Genomic DNA, 17,064 nt, shown 5'->3' with positions numbered 1-17,064 from the left:
TGGGGGAAAACTTTACTGAAATTTAGGGCCAGTTCAGGCGGGTTTAGCTTCGCGCTCTAGGAGGAGGGTCACGGGGCCATCGTTGCTGATTTCCACCTGCATCATGGCACCAAATTGTCCGGTTTCGATCTTCAGCCCACTTTGGCGCAAGAAAGCCACAAATTTTTCGTAAATTTGTTCAGCTTGATCTGGTTTAGCAGAGCCACTAAAGGATGGCCGCCGTCCTTTGCGACAGTCGCCATAGAGGGTAAATTGACTAACCACAAGGATTTCCCCTTGGATATCTTGGATCGAGGCTTGCCAGGGATTGCCCTCAGGATCCCGAAAGAGGCGTAGTTCAAGGCGCCACTGTAATTCGGCGTCGGTGTCGGTGGGGGAAATGCCGACGAGGAGCGTTAAGCCTTGGTTAATTTGGCCGACAATGTGCTGATTGACGCTGACCTGGGAACGTTGCACCCGTTGGAGAACAATTTTCATCGATTTTAGTAGAAGCCGGGTTGAATACTACAATGGAGGCGATTTGTGTAATGGGAGAACTTTAGTATGGCTGAGCGAAATGGTGGGGCCTTTGTGGGCGGTGTGCTCATTGGGGGCGCTGTGGGGGCGATCGCCGGTTTATTATTCGCACCGCGCTCTGGTAAAGATACCCGAAAAATTCTCAAAAAATCCCTCGAAGCGCTGCCAGAACTGGCGGAGGATCTTTCTGATAGTCTACAACTCCACGCCGATCAACTCTCGGAAACGGCCCGTCGCAATTGGGAAGATACCCTGCAGCGGTTACAGGAGGCGATCGCCGCTGGGATTGAAGCGAGCCAAACGGAAGCCCAACGCCTCGATGCCGAAGAAGAGGAACTCCTTCCTGTCCAAGAGATTGACCCGTCCCAAAATTAAACCGTTTCATTTACAGTGCAAGATCCCCTTTTTTGGCTACTCCTATCTTTTTTGCTTGTTGCCCTCAGCCTTACCGCTGTCCTCGCCGCTGCTTTCCCGGCCTTTTTGGAACTGGGACGGGCGGCCCGTAGCGCAGAAAAGCTCCTCGATACCCTCAACCGAGAACTGCCGCGCACCCTCGATGCTCTCCGGCGTACGGGGGGAGATATTACCGAATTAACCGATGAACTCGAAGCCAGTTTTAAAAGTGCCAGGGGGATTCTCCAGCAGACAGAAAAAGGACTGAAGCACACCCAACGACAAATTCAACAGGTGCAACGGGGGGGACGTAGCACTTGGACGGGATTCCAGACGGCTTGGCAAACGTTTTGGCGATCGCCTCGCAAAAAATCCAGGCGACGTCGTTAATTTTTCTTATTTTCTGATGTCATCGCCAAGGGAAATTTAGCCGTAACGGTAATAGGCAGCACAGGCTCCCTCGGAGGAGACCATCGGCGCACCAAGGGGACGTTCTGGGGTACAGGTTGTGCCAAAGGCGGGACATTGCTTGGGTTTTTTCCGACCTTGCAGAATTTCGCCACTGATACAAGAAGAAGGTGCTTGGGGCTGGAAATGCCTCAAATCTAGCTTAAATTTGCGAGAGGCATCAAAGGCGGCATATTTTTCGCGCAAACCGAGACCACTCTGGGGAATTTCACCAATCCCGCGCCAAGTACGGGGCACAATTTCAAAAATTTCGGTCACTAATTGCTGGGCCGTGGCATTCCCTGCGGCTTGGACGACGCGACGGTATTGATTTTCGATATGCGATCGCCCTTCTTCTAATTGTTTCACGCAGAGATAAATCCCCTGCACAATATCCAAGGGTTCAAACCCCGTCACGATCAGGGGGATTTGGTAATTTTCGGCGATCGCCTCGTATGGTTGATAGCCCATCACCGTGCAGACGTGACCCGCGAGCAAAAAACCCTGAATGGTTCGATTCGGGGCGGACAAAATCGCTTTCATCGCCGGCGGCACCAACACATGGGCGACCAAGAGGGAAAAATTGGTTAGTCCTAATTTGTCGGCTTGGTAGACTGCCATTGCCGTGGTTGGTGCGGTCGTTTCAAAGCCCACCGCAAAAAAAATCACCTGTTTATCGGGATTTTCCTGCGCCAGTTTCAGGGCATCGAGGGGGGAATACACCATTTTTACGGCTGCTCCCTGCGCCTTCACCGAGAGTAAATCGAGACTCGTCCCCGGCACGCGCAACATATCACCAAAGGAACACAACACCACATCGGGCAACTGAGCCAGGGCGATCGCCTGATCAATAAGTTCAGCAGGGGTGACACAGACCGGACAACCGGGGCCATGAATCAAGGTGATTTCTGGGGGCAGCAGTTGATCGATGCCGTATTTAACGATGCTGTGGGTTTGTCCGCCGCAGATCTCCATGATTGTCCATGGACGGGTCACAAGGGCGGCGATCGCCTGCACATATTTCTGAACCGCTGCGGGATCGCGAAATTCATCTACAAATTTCATTCACTATCCCCCCTGCAAAGGACTCCATTTCCGCCAAAGTGGCAAGGGTTTCTGTTGCCGCCACTTCATCCAAAACACTCAGGGCAAACCCCGCGTGAACCACTGCATAATCCCCTACTTGGGCTTCCGGCACATAGGCGAGGCTCACCTCCCGCACCACACCGCTAAAACTAACGCGACCCATTTTAAAAAGGGGGTCATCCCCTGTAATTTCTAAAATTTTTCCCGGCACAGCAAGGCACATATTTTCGCAATATTTTGATTGGATTGGCTACTGTTTATCCTAACGAATTTTTCGCCTTGATGTTATTAGTTTTAAGTTTTTTATTAAGCTTTTTGTTGAGGCTCTTCTGGATGATTTTCCAACAGTAAAAATCAGATCGCTTGTCCAGCAACCACCATAATCTGCCCCAAGGCGATCGCCCCATCATTGGGCGGAAATCTCTGTGGATAATAGACATTTGCCCCGCTAGACTCTAATTTTTGGATCGTTTGCTCTAATAAATATTTATTCTGAAAACAGCCACCCGCTAAGACAATATTTTTTCGAGAATTAAAACCAAGCTTAAGGGCATGCAGATAAATAGCAAAAATAATTTCTACCAAGGTGTTATGGAATTTTGTCGCAATAAAATTTTTAGGCAAGTTATTTTGCAAATCCTGAATAATTCCCTGAAGTATACCACGACTATCAATCTCTAAGATTGAATCATTTTTTGTATATTGAAACTGATAAAAATCTGGTATTTGCAAACTATCAATTGAAAATTCTAAAGCCATCGCTGCCTGTCCTTCAAAACTTTCCCTTTGCCTGAAATCAAGCAGAGAGGCAACCCCATCAAATAAGCGTCCAACACTAGAAGTGAATGGCGTATTAATGTCTTTTTCAAACATTGATAAAAGCAATTCCAATTCTGTTCCAGAAAAAGCCTGAATTGTGGGTAAATTTAACTTTTTCAATACCTGTAAATCATAGAGTTGAGACAACAAACCTAAAGCACTGCGACGGGGTTCTCGACTCGCTCGATCCCCACCCGGTAACGGAAACGGTTTAAAGTGGGCAATTCTTTCACAACTCTGTTTTGTCACCCAGAAAAACTCACCGCCCCAAATTGTGCCATCTTCGCCATATCCCGTCCCATCCCAAGCCACCCCTAACAGCGGCGATTCAAGCTGATGTTCCGCCATACAAGCATATATATGGGCATGGTGGTGCTGCACTGAAATCAAAGAAATATTCAGTTTCTGCGCGAGATTTTTAGCGTATTGTGTAGAGAGGTAATCAGGATGTAAATCACAGGCAATAATATCAGGTTGAAAGTCATAAATTTGACTTAATTTCTGCAATGTTTTTTCCATCGATTGTAGTGTTAATTGATTGGATAGATCACCAATATGCTGACTTAGAAAAATATGATTTTTTTGGGCGATCGCCACCGTATTTTTTAGATGTGCCCCCGTTGCCAAAACATTTTTCGAGAGCATTCGTTTTAAGGTGAGTGGCTCTGGCGCATAGCCCCGCGATCGCCGCAAAATTATAGGCGTATTGTTCATCACCCGCACCACTGAATCATCCACCGGACGCAAAATTCGGCGATTATGAATTAAAAAACCATCGGCAATATTTTTGAGCCTCTCTAGCGCTTCAGTTTCCTCAATGCAAATGGGTTCATCGCTGCGGTTACCACTGGTTGCAATGACTGGAAAATTCAGGCCTTTTAATAACAAATGGTGTAGCGGAGTATAGGGCAACATTACTCCTAAATTCGGATTGTGCGGCGCAACATTTTCAGCAAGATTAAATTCTTTTTTCTTCTGTAATAAAACAATCGGACTGGCTTGGGAAGTCAAAAATGCTTCTTCTAATTGTGACAGAAAACAATCATTTTTAATGGACGGCAAATCAGGATACATCACCGCAAAGGGTTTATCAGGACGTTGTTTCCGTCCACGCAATTGTTGCACTGCTTTTTTATTTCTGGCATCAACTAATAACTGAAATCCGCCTAAGCCTTTTAGGGCAACAATTTTTCCATCACGAATATATTGAATTGCTGCCTCTAAAGGTGATTGATTTGTATTTTCTTGCCCTTGGCAATGACTCAAAAATTCAAGTTTAGGGCCACAAATTGGGCAGGCATTGGGTTGGGCATGGAAACGGCGATCGCCGGGGTCTTCGTATTCCCGTTGACAGTCGGCACACATCGGAAAATCTGCCATTGACGTTAGGGAGCGATCGTAGGGCAGGGTTTCAATAATGCTGTAGCGGGGGCCGCAATGGGTGCAGTTCGTAAAAGGATATTGATAACGGCGATTTTGAGGATTAAAAATTTCTGCAATGCATTCAGAACAGGTGGCTAAATCGGGTAAAACAACGGCAATTTTTTCTCCAGTTTGACTGGCATGAATTTCAAACTTTTTAAACCCAATAGGCTCCAAATATTGATATTTTAAAGCATCAATTTTGGCATGGGGGGGCAACTCTGTTTGCAGTTTTTCGAGAAATAAATTTAAAAGCGATCGCCCACCTTCTACTTCAATAGTGACCCCCGCAGCCGAGTTATTCACCCAACCGAATAAATTGAGTGTTGTGGCTAATTGATAAACAAAGGGACGAAAACCAACCCCCTGTACTGTACCTTGAATCTCTAACCTTAACCGTCGTTTCACAAGAAATTCAAGGAATTAATACAGGTTGCCCAACAATCATTTGATACTGGCTTTGAAGATAGTTTGACCAGTTATCCATGCCCTCCCCTGTGCGCGCCGATAGTTCAAAAACTTCTGCTTGGGGACACATTTTTTTGATATTTTCTAATGCCAAATTACGGTCAAAACCCACCACTTCAGCAATATCAATTTTATTAATAATGACAACATCAGCAGACTTAAACATTGTCGGGTATTTTAATGGTTTATCCTCCCCTTCTGTCGTAGACAGTAAGACAATCCTTTTATGTTCACCAAGGTCATAGGCAGCGGGACAAACTAAATTGCCTACATTTTCAATGATTAATAAATGAACACCATCAAGGGCAAGTTTTCGGGCGGCATTTAAGACCATTGCCGCATCAAGGTGACAAAGTGTTCCTGTAGTAATTTGGGCAATCGGAATATTATTTTTTCGCAGCCGTTGGGCATCGTTATCCGTTTCTAAATCGCCCACGATGACGGCTGAATTCAGTTTATTTTTTAACTGCTCAATGGTGCGTTCTAATAATGCCGTTTTCCCTGATCCGGGACTTGAAACGACATTAATAACAAATAAATTTTTCGCTAAAAAATAGCCGCGATTACGCTCAGCTAGACGATCATTTTTTGCAAAAATAGATTGATTAATATTAATGGCATGGCTATGGTTCCCATCATGATTATGGTGATGTTCATGATCATGGGGGTGATGATGGTCATGATGCCCGTGGGAATGATCATGGGCGTGGGTATGAATTTTCACAGGTTTTTCAACAGCGTTACAACCGCAATTTCCACACATAATTTAAATCACCTCTAAGGATTTTAATTCGACTTCTTTACCACTTAAAATATGTTGACTTAAACTATTGCATAACGGACATTCATAAAATAAATTAGGGGGTATAAAGGGGCGATCGCATTGGGCACAGTAACAGGTCACAGGAACCGTTTCAATGATCAGTTTAGCCTGTTCGGCAAGGGTTCCGCCTGCCACCGCCTCAAAGGCAAAACTCAGGGCTTCTGGCACCACCCCACTCATTACCCCAATCCGCATTGTCAAACCTACAATTTTTGCAGCGTTTTTTTGCTCGGCTGAGGCACAGGCGATCGCCACGGTCTCTGTCATGATTGCGACTTCATGCATAACAATTATGACCTCTGCTGTTGCACCCATCGACGGAATTTTCGTAGAATAGTGGTGCGTCCTTCAACTTTACTATCTGCCAAAAATTGAGGTATGACTTGAATTAGATTCCAACCCGCAAAAATTTGACTATCACTAATGCTTTGATAATGACCATCAATTAAAACATTAATTTGTAAAGTATTTCGCTCAAATCGCCACAGTTCAGGAACGCCTAATGCTGCATAAATATCAGGATAGGTGCGAGATGTAATGTCAATTTCAAGGGCAAGATCAGGTGGAGGATCAATGCTTAAATCAATGCGACTTTTGCCCCGTATTTTTGCTTCATTCTTAATGTAAAAACATTGATCGGGTTCTAGTCCTTGGGATGTTTCTTTTCTAAATGTGGTAGAGCCTAAGCAACGAAATTCTATGTTGAGTTCTTCCAGTAATACTTTGATTAAATCACTAACAATTTCTTTATTATCTTCATGTTCGGCTAATGGAGTCATAATCTCTAAAAATTGATCTTTATATGCGATCCGAGCCGCACGATGTTCGCCTAAGTCTGTCAAAATTTGCTCGAATTCCTGCCAAGTAATATCCCGTAAGATAATATGCTGACCAGGGGGAACTTGAACACGTTTGAGTTCTAATAACATAACGTTTGGTTTGAGCTTTTAATCTATTATGACATTAAAAAATTGAATCACGGAAAAAAGGCGATCACCACAGTTTCTGTCATAATGGCTACTTCATGCATGGTGTGAGTCGTTCTTGCAAAAGATGAATCGCTGTTTCGATTGCTTTTTGGGTTATATCAGAATAGTTTTCCCCCAGTTTGAAATCTTGGGCAGGGATTAAAACTAAGTAAGCATCGGGCACATAATGATAAATTTCTTGGGCTAAATTCAAAAGGCTTTTGGGGTCAATAAAATGTCCAAAATTGTGTTCATTATCTCCCCGTTGAATAGGTTTAATCATTACGGTTTCAACGGGAGCCGCATCGATAAAATAAACCTGCTCCACTTGTACTAAATCTTCCACTAATTCAGGGGTGAGTTGATGGGTGGCGATCGCCTTTATATTTTCCTGATCAAAAAAAGCTTCCGAAACCTTTTGTCCTGCCCCATCATCAGAGCGTAATGTATTGCCGTAACCAATCATTAAAGTTTGTGTCATCAACTATCACGACGAATTTCTTTGACAATGGAACCATCAGGGGAAATTAATTGTAAAATCATCGGCATTTGTCCGGCAGCATGGGTCGAACAACTCAAGCAAGGATCGTAATTTCTCACCCCAGCTTCCACCCGATTTAAAATGCCTTCTGCAACAGTTTCACCGTGAATATAATGTTTGGCAATTTGGGTGACAGTGCGGTTAATGGCAAAGTTATTTTGTCCTGTCGCAATCACTAAATTTATCTTTTTGAGCAGTCCATTTTCATCCACTTGATAATGGTGAAAAAGGGTTCCCCGTGGTGCTTCACTCACGCCAACAGCTTCGGTTTGATTCACCCCCGCCTCTGCTTGTAAACGATTAGAAAATAAATCGGGATCATCAATCATCCGCTCAATTCTTTCGAGGGAACCTAATATTTCAATCAGTCTGGCATGGTGATAAACAAAGGAAGCCTGCACAATTTTGCCGTGCCGTTGTCGATATTCAATCAGTTCTTGATCAGCGGCTTCTGTGCCAAAATGTTCGCAAATATTTAACCGTGCTAAAGGCCCGACGCGGTAAACACCCGTTTCGCCAAAAAGTTTGTAATAGGGGGATTTTAAGTAGGAATCTTCCTGTAATTTTTCCCCAAGAAATTCACGGTAATTGTTCGGATCAAGGCGATCGCCCACAATATTGCCGTGGCTATCGATCATTCGCAAAATGCCGCCATAATGTTCCCATGCACCGGACTCGCCCACTAAGCCGAGATAAAGACTCGGAAAATTGCCGAAAACTGCCACTTCTTCCTGATGGGAATCAAGAATTTTTTAAATAAACTCAGGGCATTTTTAACGGTATTTTTTGCTTCCGATAAACCCTCTTTAATGTAAGTTTGTCCTTCTTTTGTTAACGGCGATCGCACGCCACCAGGGATTGACCAGGCGGGGTGAACTTTTTGGCTCCCAAGGATTTTAATAATGTCCTGTCCAAATTTTCTTAGACGAATCCCACCCCGCGCTAAATCAGGATCAGCGGCAATTAAACCAAATACATTTCTCGTTTTTGGATCGCCATCCCAACCGAAAATCAAATCAGGACTACTGAGGTGGAAAAAACTGAGGGCATGGGATTGGGTAATCTGGGCAAGATTAATCATTCGCCGTAATTTTTCTGCCGCTGCAGGAATTTTTACAGCTAATAATTGATCCCCTGTTTTAGACGAAGCAATTAGGTGACTGACGGGACAAATGCCGCAAATTCGGGACGTTAAGGCGGGCATTTCCCAAAAGGGACGACCCTCACAAAATTTCTCAAACCCCCGAAATTCCCCTACATGAAAACGGGCTTCATGCACTTCTCCTTGATCATCTAGATAAATGGAAATTTTGGCATGTCCTTCGATGCGAGTCACGGGATCAATAATGATTGTTTTAGACATTTTTTACTCCTAGATGATTTTTCAAGCGAACGCCAAAAATGTGTTGATTAAAAAGATTTGATTAAAATAGTTTTTATTTTATTATTTCATTTTAATGAATTATGGTTGTTAACCACTACACCAATTATCAACCATTAAATGATCGATGGCTTCTGGATTTTTTTCTAAATATTCTTCAAGGGCGGTTTTATCTACTTTTTGGGATTGTTGGTAGGCGGTTTCAGCTTGTAGTTCTTCCACCATTGCCCATGCTTGAATACAGTCACTCGAATCATGTCCTTTTTCTTGACAGATTAATTTTGCTTGTTGAATGGCGGCTTGCATTTCTGCGGCAAATAACAGTTCTTTGGGACGTTCTAAAAAATCACTTTTGCTAATTAAATCTTCAACGGTAATTATCCCTAAAAGTTTGTCAGTCATGACGGGGGCACTGTGCAAATTCCATTGACTAAATAGGCGGGCAACATATTCAACCGCCAGATCGGGACTCACGAAAATGCAAGGTTTGGTCATAATTTCATAGACCCGTATTGCCCTTGGATCACGACCATAGGCGATCACTTTACTGACGATATCGGTGGCGGTCAAAATGCCGTAGGCATCGTGAACATGGCGACGATCAACTATTAATACACGGGTTTTATTCACTCGCATACATTGGGTGGCACTGGCAATGGTCGCTAAACCTTTGATGGTCACCACATTGGGATTCATGATATCGGCGGCAGTCAGCATGGCAAATGTTTGGGACATAAAATCTAGCCGAATTTAATCATTTCTCGCCCGACCATCTCCGGCAATTTTCCTTCTAATAAGGGGGCGATCGCCGCTTTGATTCGGTCGGCATCGGGGGGGCAACCGGGGAGGAATAAATCGATATCAACGATTTCATGGATGGGCAAAACTCTGGGTAATAAGGGCGGCAAAATTCCTCCGGTAATTTGTTGGGGTAATTGGTGTTCTTCGGTGAGTTCTTTATAGCCCCGTTCTAAAATGGTTTGGGCATCACCTTTTTGGTTACGAATGCCCGTGACATTGGTCGTTACGGCACAGTCCCCAAAGGCAATTAATAGCTTTGTATTTTGGCGAACTTTTTCTAATAATTCCAAATTTTCTTGGTTAGCAACAGCCCCTTCAATGAGACAAACATCGACATTTTCAGGGTAATCTTTGACATCGGAACCGACGGGACTAAAGACCACATCCACATATTTTGTCAACTCAATTAAAAATTCATCGAGGTCTAAAAATGACATGTGGCAACCGGAACAACCCGCCAACCAAATTGTTGCAAATCGAATTTTTTGTTGGGTGTCTTGCGCCATTATCTTGTCCACTCCCCTTTTGTGCGTGCGGTAATTAAAAATTCTAGTTTTTGGCGATCGCCGACCTTGCTGCCGACCGTTGCCCCCTTGCGGAAAATTGCCCCCGTCGGACAAGCATCAACACACTTGCCACAACTTGTACAGGCATCCACCTCACCCCAGGGCTGATTCAGACCAGACGTAATCTTCGCCTCGCCCCCCCGGTTCGCCACATCCCACACATGAGCCCCCTCGATCTCATCACAGACCCGCACACAGCGCGTACAGAGGATGCAACGGTTGTGGTCAATCCCAAACTGATTATGGGAAATATCCACCTCCCGCTTTGGAAACTGGTAGTCAAAGCGAGAATGATCCATCCCCACCTCCACCGCCATATCCTGTAGCTCGCAGTTACCATTGGCAACACACACCGCACAGACATGGTTCCCTTCCGCGAAAAGAAGCTCCACCGTCATCCGGCGATAATTATCCAGCTTGTCCGTGTGGGTACGAACCACCATCCCTTCCGCTGCCTCCGTGACACAGGCAGGCAAAAGCCGATTCGTGCCTTCGATTTCCACCAGACACAGACGGCAAGCCCCCACATCGGACACCCCCTCCAGATGGCAGAGGGTCGGAATGTGAATTCCCGCATCCCGGGCGGCTTCGAGAATCGTTTCACCAGCACGGGCGCTGATGAGTTGGTCATTTATCTTGAGGGTATTAACTGCCATAGATTTATTGGAAATGCATCGCAACAGGACTTAGAAAGGAAAAAGCTTGAGTTGGGGAGGTTTGATCCCCCTAAATCTCCCTTAATTAAGGTAATGAAGGGGACTTAAGAGGGTAATAAGAGCGTAAATGGATAGTTATGGGGAGCTAACCAAAGATTCATATTCATCGCGAAAATAGCGCAGGGTGCTAATAATGGGGTTCGGGGCGCTCTGACCTAGACCACAGAGACTGGCTTCCTTGACCATGTGGCAGAGTTCTTCGAGCAGGGCGACATCCTCTGGGGCGGCATTCCCCTTCAGGATTTTGGTGAGGAGTCCCGACATTTGCACCGTACCCGCCCGACAGGGGACACATTTACCGCAGGATTCGCACTGGCAAAACTCCATGTAGAATTTCGCCACATCGACCATGCTGGTGGCTTCGTCCATGACGATCATGCCGCCGGAACCCATCATGGTTCCCAGTTTGAGGAGGGAGTCGTATTCGATGGGGGTATCGAGGTAGTCCGCGGGGATACAGCCGCCGGAGGGTCCCCCGGTTTGGACGGATTTCACTGTGCCGCCGTTGGGGATGCCGCCCCCCATTGCTTCGACGATTTGCCGGACGGGGGTTCCCATGGGCACTTCGATTAAGCCGTTGTTGACGACTTTTCCGGTGAGGGCGAATACTTTTGTGCCTTTGCTGTTTTTGGTGCCGATGCTGCTAAACCAGGCTGCCCCTTCGCGGATGATCGGGACGATGTTGGCGTAGGTTTCGACGTTGTTAATCAGGGTGGGTTTGCCCCAGAGTCCGGACTGGGCGGGGTAGGGGGGTCTGGGTCTGGGGGTTCCCCGTCCGCCTTCGATGGAGGCAATGAGGGCGGTTTCTTCGCCACAGACAAAAGCGCCTGCGCCGATGCGAATGTCGATGGTGAAATTAAAGGGGGAGTTAAAGATTTGGCTGCCGAGTAGTCCTAGGCGTTTGGCTTGTTTGATGGCTTTTTCTAAACGGGCGATCGCCAGGGGATACTCAGCGCGGATGTAGATATATCCGTGGTTTGCCCCGACGGCATAGGCGGCGATCGCCATCCCTTCGAGGACACGGTGGGGATCACTTTCGAGGACAGCCCGATCCATGAATGCCCCAGGATCCCCCTCATCCGCATTACAGACGATGTATTTTTGATCTCCGGGCATTTTCGCGACGGTCGCCCATTTCAAGCCCGTGGGATAGCCGCCGCCCCCCCGACCCCGGAGACCACTCTGGGTAATTTCCTCCACCACTTCCATGGGGGTCATTTCTTCGAGGGCTTGGTAAAGCTGCCGATAACCTCCCCTTGCAATGTAGGCTTCGATTTTTTCGGGGTCAATCTTGCCGCTATTTTCTAGCACCACGGGTTTTTGTAACGTAAAAAATGGCGCTTGGCGATCGCAAATTTCCAGCTTATTCGAGGGCGTTTCCCCCAATGCTACATCGACGATCTCTGGGGCAACTTCTGGCATCATCTGCTGAAAACAAGTCTCATCGCTCACATCCACCAACGGCGCAAAGCCACAGAGTTTCATGCAACCGACGGGAACCACCTCCAGGCGATCGCCCAAATTTTTCTCTTTAATCCGTTTTTCAATCTCTTCTTTTACCGCCAAACTCCCAGAGGACATACAACCCGCCGCCGTACAACAGCGAATCTGAATTTTCGTGTGGCTGTTTTGTTCCGCCTCGGCAATTTCAAACAATTCCGCTAAATCCGTCATCTTTCCCGCAAATCCTGACTACAAATACAACACCGAAACCTGATCCCTGATCCCCGTCAACTTCCCTCAGACAACTGCTTTAGCCTTGCCATCACCTGATCGGCGTTCTGTTTGCCGCACACCTCATCGTCATAAACCACCGCTGGCGCAATCCCACAGGCTCCAATACAGCGCGCCGTAACCAAAGAAATTTGATCATCAGGGGTTGTTTCCCCCGGTTTGATGTGGAGAGTTTCATCAATTTTATTGAGGAGTTCTTGGGAGCCTTTCACATAGCACGCCGTCCCCAAACAGACGACGCAAGTATGTTTTCCTTTCGGCTTTAAAGAAAATAAATGATAAAATGTCGCCACCCCATACACTCGACTGAGGGGCAGTTTTAACCCCCGCGCCACGTATTCAAGCACCTCATCTTCGAGGTAACCAAAGACTTCCTGGGCCTTGTGCAGAATCTCGATCAGGGTATCTTGGCGATATTGATTCCGTTTCATGGCGACTTCCAGCACCCGAAAACGTTTATCCGCAGGAACCGCATGGGAAATGGCCATGGTAATCGTCTCAAATGACAGTAAAAATCAGGCGGCGATCGCCTTTGCTTTCATCTTAAAAAGGATTAATCCTAAGGATCAATTAAACGCCTTGAAACCTCAGAATTCTACAGAAAAATTTAAGCTTTTTCCCTAAAATGTTAAGTCTTACAAACGAACCTTGATTGTATAAAAATCAGCACCAGCTTTTTGCGAATTAATATAAATTTGATCGCGCTATAAAACAATTATTTTGTTGTTTAATTCCGAAAAAAATTGGCAGCTCATAATTTTAATCAATGTACAAAAAATACTTAACAAATTCGCGGTAATTGTTCACCACTCAGACGTTCTAAAATGCGTGTTACCCCCAGATCATTTTCTACAACCACGGGGGCGATCGCCAAATGTTGTTCCCCACAGTTTTGGGTTGTCACGAGACCAATTTGACGGGCGTTGGGGTTGTGGTGCTGTAAAATCGCTAGGCCTTCTGCCGCCCCTGCTGCTGGCAAAATCGCCACAAAGCGGCCCTCGTTGGCAATATGTACCGGGTCAAAGCCAAAAATTTCACAGGCCCCGCGCACTGCTTCGATTACAGGAATTTGATTGCCATGGACTTTAAACTGATATCCAGCGGCGATCGCCAACTCATTCAATACTGCCCCTAGCCCGCCCCGCGTGATATCCCGTAAACAATGAATCTCAATCCTTGCTTTTAACAAATCCTGTACTGGCTCCACCAAGGGAGCACAGTCACTTTCAATGGGACTTTCAAAGGCTAACCCTTCCCGCTGGGCCATAATCGCGATGCCATGGCGACCGAGATCTCCGCTGACTAAAATCGCATCCCCAGGGGCGATCGCCTTTGGTTGAATATTAAGCCTAGATTCAATAATGCCAATGCCTGATGTGTTGATAAACAGACCATCCCCCTTACCCCGCTCCACCACCTTCGTATCTCCCGTGACGATCTGTACGCCGACGACCTGGGCCGCCTGCTGCATCGAGACCACCACCCGCCAGAGGGTTTCTAAGGGCAAGCCTTCTTCTAAAATAAAGCCCACACTAAAGTATAGGGGCCGCGCTCCCGCCATCGCCAGATCATTCACCGTGCCGTAAATCGCTAATTTGCCAATATCTCCCCCCGGAAAAAAAAGGGGCTGCACCACATAGGAATCCGTCGTAAACGCGAGTTTCTCCGCCGATACTGGTAAGGCCGCCGCATCATGGCTTGTGCAAGGCTCACCAAAGGCCGTGGCAAACATTTTGTCGATGAGGTCTTGCATCAGTTTGCCACCGCCGCCATGGGCCAACAGTACATAGGGGATATTTTGCAACGGAATTGGGCAAGTTAAGTTCATCGGGTCGAAATGCCATTTATTGTTTTTAAACTTAAGGAAGATCTGAAAAGGGTAGGACAGAGACAAAAGTCAAAGCTTGAAGGTAATACTGAAACAGGTACAAAATGTAGGATTAAACCTAGAACGTCTTTACCTGTAGTATGACTTAAAGCAATCTTTTCCAAAGCTCATCATTATACGATAAGATAATTTTATACTTAAATCCTTATAGATAGAAGTATATGTATGCTCCCTAGGATGTTATGAGCCACGTTCAAAAAATGCTAATACTTCCATCTACTCTATGGGAATAAAGATTAACGTGTTATTTCAGGCTGAGTATTTATGCTATCTCATTTCAATAAAAAGATAACTCAGTTAGTATTGAAACGCTTTGTTATAGTCTGCCTTCTGAGTAGCCCAATCGGGATTATGACTTTCATGAGCACTCAGTTAGCAAGCCGGCGTTTTCGTAAACAGCTCCAAAATGAAGTTGTACTAGAAGCCAAGCTATCAGTAGAAAACATTAACTTTACTTTTCAAGATGCTAGAGATAAAACTTTGTTATTAGCTGACTATTTTTCAGCAAAGCAAATATGGGAAAGCAGTCAACAAAATGACTCGGAGATAATTTTTTTACCTCAAGAGATTGTAGATAATTCTCATTATATTGATCATATACGCTATGTAAATCTCAATGGTCAAGAAGTAATTCGTTGGAATAGTTTACTGGGACAAGGAACATTGCCACTTAAAAACATTAACGAACGGCAATATTTTCAAAACAGTCAATACCTAGAAAAAAATCAAGTCTATGTATCATCTATTGAGTTAAATCGTGAAGGTGACAATGCACAACTCGAAATCCCCTATAAATCAGTTGCAAGGTTAATCACTCCTGTTTACAATGGCAGCCAAAAAACAGGATATGTAATCACTAATATTCTGTTGGATCCAATTCTAAGGCGGAGTGATCAAAGCTTAATTGAAAATAAATATCAAGCAGAATTTATGATGGTTAATGGTGATGGGTATTTTTTACACCACCCCAATAAGTCCTTGGAGTATGGTTTTGAACGGAATCAAGCTAATTTGACTTTTGCCAAAACAGTAAATAATGGGGCCTGGGAAATCATTCAAGATAGCTCTACGGGCATTTTAGATCGAGTACGAATCTATGGTCAATTATACCTGATCTACTACCAAAATCCCAATCTGAGGGTGGGAGTCACTACTAAACGTGACAAACTAATCTACCTCATTCCCTATAAAGAAGCCTTCGCACCAATACGAACGACAAATATAATTCTTGTTGCCCTTGGTATTTTTACTTGGGCAATTTTGATGGGAGTACTGTTTTTAATTCAAAGGCTGATTTTACAAAGAGAAAAAAGTCAACAAGAGCGTGAAATTGAAAGAAAATCTAATCAGCAAAAGAGTAAATTTCTCGCAGCTATGTCCCATGAACTTCGTACACCACTAACTGGCATCCTTGGTCTATCAGATCTAATGCTGGAAGAAATCAAGCTAGAGAATGGAAAGAAAAAGCATCAAGAATTTTTGCAGACTATCCAAACAAGTGGTCAATATTTACTGAATTTAGTGAACGAAATCTTGAATCTTTCTAAGATTCAAGCTGGACAAATCAGCATTGAATTTCATGACTTTTCTTTGCGACAATTGCTTGGAGAAGTCATTCATTCTATCGAGCCGAATATTTTAGACAAGGATATCGAAATTATTTATAGAATCAATCCTCAATTACCCAAAGCCTTTATTGGAGACAGTTTTAGACTTCGTCAGGTTATCACAAATTTATTATCTAACGCGATTAAATTCACATCATCGGGTCTTATTTTAATTACTATTGAAGAAGAAAAAAGAGATCCTCTAATAAAGGATCTTAAATTATCCCATCGAGTTATGGATCTTGAAAAAAGAGCCAATGCTAATATTCCGTCTCTGATTTTGCTTAGGTTTACCATCAAAGACAAAGGAATTGGCATTCCAGAAGATAAGCTTTCTAATATTTTTCAGCCTTTTATACAGGTAGATAGTTCTGTCGAGAGGAACTATGGAGGGACTGGATTGGGTCTATCTATTACTAAAGAATTAGTCGAATTGATGGGCGGAGAAATTGGCGTTAAGAGCGAGCTTGGTAAAGGAACATCATTTTGGTTTACACTTCCCCTCGGTCAACTCAACATTACGTTAGACGAAGACGAACTCACAGCAAAATCAATTAACAAAGAAAAAAGTGAAATTTTCGAAAATGCAAGAATTCTATTAGTAGAAGATAATATTGTCAATCAAAAGGTTTTAAAAATAATTTTAGAAAAGTTTGGCTGCCAAGTAACAATTGCGGAAAACGGCAAACAGGCGATCAATACACTTCAAGAAAATCAGTATGATTTGGTATTGATGGATAAAAATATGCCCGTCATGGATGGAATTGTTGCAACGGCTAAAATTCGAATGGATTCAAAATTCGATGATTTGCCTATTGTCGCGCTTTCGGCAAGTTCAATGGATGAGGAGATTAGGGAATGTTTAGAGGTTGGCATGAATGATTATTT

17 protein-coding genes and 1 pseudogene are annotated in these 17,064 nt (G+C 44.6%); 3 read left to right on the top strand and 15 right to left on the bottom strand.

The window, feature by feature from the left end:
* Positions 1-33: 33 nt before the first annotated feature.
* A complete protein-coding gene (gene dtd / locus AACR41_RS14045) occupies positions 34-477 on the bottom strand; it encodes a D-aminoacyl-tRNA deacylase (protein ID WP_030006027.1) in 444 nt (147 codons plus the stop codon).
* Positions 478-543: 66 nt separating this feature from the next.
* On the opposite strand from dtd, the gene AACR41_RS14040 reads away from it, so the two are divergent.
* Positions 544-891, top strand: coding sequence for a YtxH domain-containing protein (locus AACR41_RS14040; protein WP_012305845.1), 348 nt, complete (start codon positions 544-546; stop codon positions 889-891).
* 15 nt (positions 892-906) lie between these two features.
* Positions 907-1,299: a hypothetical protein gene (locus AACR41_RS14035; RefSeq protein ID WP_012305844.1), complete on the top strand. Its 393-nt coding sequence runs from the start codon at positions 907-909 to the stop codon at positions 1,297-1,299.
* Between the two features lie 36 nt (positions 1,300-1,335).
* Here the strand turns inward: AACR41_RS14035 and hypD are convergent, their stop codons facing one another.
* The 14 genes and pseudogenes from hypD to hypE form a co-directional block, all read right to left on the bottom strand.
* Positions 1,336-2,421 (bottom strand): hydrogenase formation protein HypD, encoded by a 1,086-nt coding sequence (gene hypD / locus AACR41_RS14030; protein ID WP_030006026.1) that lies wholly within the window; start codon positions 2,419-2,421, stop codon positions 1,336-1,338.
* Positions 2,405-2,665, bottom strand: coding sequence for a HypC/HybG/HupF family hydrogenase formation chaperone (locus AACR41_RS14025; RefSeq protein WP_045441432.1), 261 nt, complete (start codon positions 2,663-2,665; stop codon positions 2,405-2,407). Before AACR41_RS14025 ends, hypD begins: the two co-directional genes overlap by 17 nt.
* Before the next feature lie 131 nt (positions 2,666-2,796).
* Positions 2,797-5,091: a carbamoyltransferase HypF gene (gene hypF / locus AACR41_RS14020; RefSeq protein WP_030006024.1), complete on the bottom strand. Its 2,295-nt coding sequence runs from the start codon at positions 5,089-5,091 to the stop codon at positions 2,797-2,799.
* A 7-nt stretch (positions 5,092-5,098) separates the two neighbouring features.
* Complete coding sequence (gene hypB / locus AACR41_RS14015; protein WP_228657465.1) at positions 5,099-5,875, bottom strand: hydrogenase nickel incorporation protein HypB; 777 nt, start codon at positions 5,873-5,875, stop codon at positions 5,099-5,101.
* Between the two features lie 42 nt (positions 5,876-5,917).
* Entirely contained in the window at positions 5,918-6,259 is a 342-nt protein-coding gene (gene hypA, locus AACR41_RS14010; protein WP_030006022.1) for a hydrogenase maturation nickel metallochaperone HypA, read from the bottom strand.
* 5 nt (positions 6,260-6,264) lie between these two features.
* Positions 6,265-6,903: a Uma2 family endonuclease gene (locus tag AACR41_RS14005; RefSeq protein ID WP_030006021.1), complete on the bottom strand. Its 639-nt coding sequence runs from the start codon at positions 6,901-6,903 to the stop codon at positions 6,265-6,267.
* 88 nt (positions 6,904-6,991) lie between these two features.
* The gene (locus AACR41_RS14000) at positions 6,992-7,423 is read right to left on the bottom strand and encodes a hydrogenase maturation protease (RefSeq protein WP_030006020.1); all 432 of its coding nucleotides are present in this window, start codon (positions 7,421-7,423) and stop codon (positions 6,992-6,994) included.
* Positions 7,423-8,846: pseudogene (locus AACR41_RS13995) on the bottom strand (Ni/Fe hydrogenase subunit alpha). The gene AACR41_RS14000 and the pseudogene AACR41_RS13995 overlap by 1 nt, the downstream one beginning before the upstream one ends.
* 108 nt (positions 8,847-8,954) lie before the next feature.
* Positions 8,955-9,581, bottom strand: coding sequence for a CP12 domain-containing protein (locus tag AACR41_RS13990; RefSeq protein ID WP_030006019.1), 627 nt, complete (start codon positions 9,579-9,581; stop codon positions 8,955-8,957).
* Between the two features lie 23 nt (positions 9,582-9,604).
* The gene (locus AACR41_RS13985) at positions 9,605-10,171 is read right to left on the bottom strand and encodes an oxidoreductase (protein WP_030006018.1); all 567 of its coding nucleotides are present in this window, start codon (positions 10,169-10,171) and stop codon (positions 9,605-9,607) included.
* The gene (gene hoxU, locus AACR41_RS13980) at positions 10,171-10,887 is read right to left on the bottom strand and encodes a bidirectional hydrogenase complex protein HoxU (RefSeq protein ID WP_030006017.1); all 717 of its coding nucleotides are present in this window, start codon (positions 10,885-10,887) and stop codon (positions 10,171-10,173) included. Before hoxU ends, AACR41_RS13985 begins: the two co-directional genes overlap by 1 nt.
* A gap of 135 nt (positions 10,888-11,022) precedes the next feature.
* Complete coding sequence (locus tag AACR41_RS13975) at positions 11,023-12,621, bottom strand: NuoF family protein (RefSeq protein WP_030006016.1); 1,599 nt, start codon at positions 12,619-12,621, stop codon at positions 11,023-11,025.
* A gap of 56 nt (positions 12,622-12,677) precedes the next feature.
* A complete protein-coding gene (gene hoxE, locus AACR41_RS13970; RefSeq protein ID WP_030006015.1) occupies positions 12,678-13,169 on the bottom strand; it encodes a bidirectional hydrogenase complex protein HoxE in 492 nt (163 codons plus the stop codon).
* A 293-nt stretch (positions 13,170-13,462) separates the two neighbouring features.
* Positions 13,463-14,509, bottom strand: a complete 1,047-nt coding sequence (hypE, locus tag AACR41_RS13965; protein WP_030006014.1) for a hydrogenase expression/formation protein HypE — start codon at positions 14,507-14,509, stop codon at positions 13,463-13,465.
* Between the two features lie 420 nt (positions 14,510-14,929).
* Here hypE and AACR41_RS13960 point away from each other — a divergent pair.
* The coding region (locus AACR41_RS13960; RefSeq protein ID WP_161768727.1) for a hybrid sensor histidine kinase/response regulator at positions 14,930-17,064 on the top strand (2,135 nt) is incomplete at its 3' end.

The organism is Picosynechococcus sp. NKBG042902 (genome assembly GCF_963864045.1).
In the GTDB taxonomy this organism is placed as follows: Bacteria; Cyanobacteriota; Cyanobacteriia; order Cyanobacteriales; family MRBY01; genus MRBY01.
Note: the sequence above shows the minus strand (reverse complement) of the source record. Positions and strands in the feature narration are given on the sequence as shown.

What these genes read in the sequence shown, in the direction of transcription:
- dtd (WP_030006027.1), bottom strand. Translation starts at nt 477, where the DNA reads ATGAAAATTGTTCTCCAACGGGTGCAACGTTCCCAGGTCAGCGTCAAT.
- AACR41_RS14040 (WP_012305845.1), top strand. Translation starts at nt 544, where the DNA reads ATGGCTGAGCGAAATGGTGGGGCCTTTGTGGGCGGTGTGCTCATTGGG.
- hypD (WP_030006026.1), bottom strand. Translation starts at nt 2,421, where the DNA reads ATGAAATTTGTAGATGAATTTCGCGATCCCGCAGCGGTTCAGAAATAT.
- AACR41_RS14025 (WP_045441432.1), bottom strand. Translation starts at nt 2,665, where the DNA reads ATGTGCCTTGCTGTGCCGGGAAAAATTTTAGAAATTACAGGGGATGAC.
- hypA (WP_030006022.1), bottom strand. Translation starts at nt 6,259, where the DNA reads ATGCATGAAGTCGCAATCATGACAGAGACCGTGGCGATCGCCTGTGCC.
- AACR41_RS14005 (WP_030006021.1), bottom strand. Translation starts at nt 6,903, where the DNA reads ATGTTATTAGAACTCAAACGTGTTCAAGTTCCCCCTGGTCAGCATATT.
- AACR41_RS14000 (WP_030006020.1), bottom strand. Translation starts at nt 7,423, where the DNA reads ATGACACAAACTTTAATGATTGGTTACGGCAATACATTACGCTCTGAT.
- AACR41_RS13990 (WP_030006019.1), bottom strand. Translation starts at nt 9,581, where the DNA reads ATGCTGACTGCCGCCGATATCATGAATCCCAATGTGGTGACCATCAAA.
- AACR41_RS13985 (WP_030006018.1), bottom strand. Translation starts at nt 10,171, where the DNA reads ATGGCGCAAGACACCCAACAAAAAATTCGATTTGCAACAATTTGGTTG.
- hoxU (WP_030006017.1), bottom strand. Translation starts at nt 10,887, where the DNA reads ATGGCAGTTAATACCCTCAAGATAAATGACCAACTCATCAGCGCCCGT.
- AACR41_RS13975 (WP_030006016.1), bottom strand. Translation starts at nt 12,621, where the DNA reads ATGACGGATTTAGCGGAATTGTTTGAAATTGCCGAGGCGGAACAAAAC.
- hoxE (WP_030006015.1), bottom strand. Translation starts at nt 13,169, where the DNA reads ATGGCCATTTCCCATGCGGTTCCTGCGGATAAACGTTTTCGGGTGCTG.
- hypE (WP_030006014.1), bottom strand. Translation starts at nt 14,509, where the DNA reads ATGAACTTAACTTGCCCAATTCCGTTGCAAAATATCCCCTATGTACTG.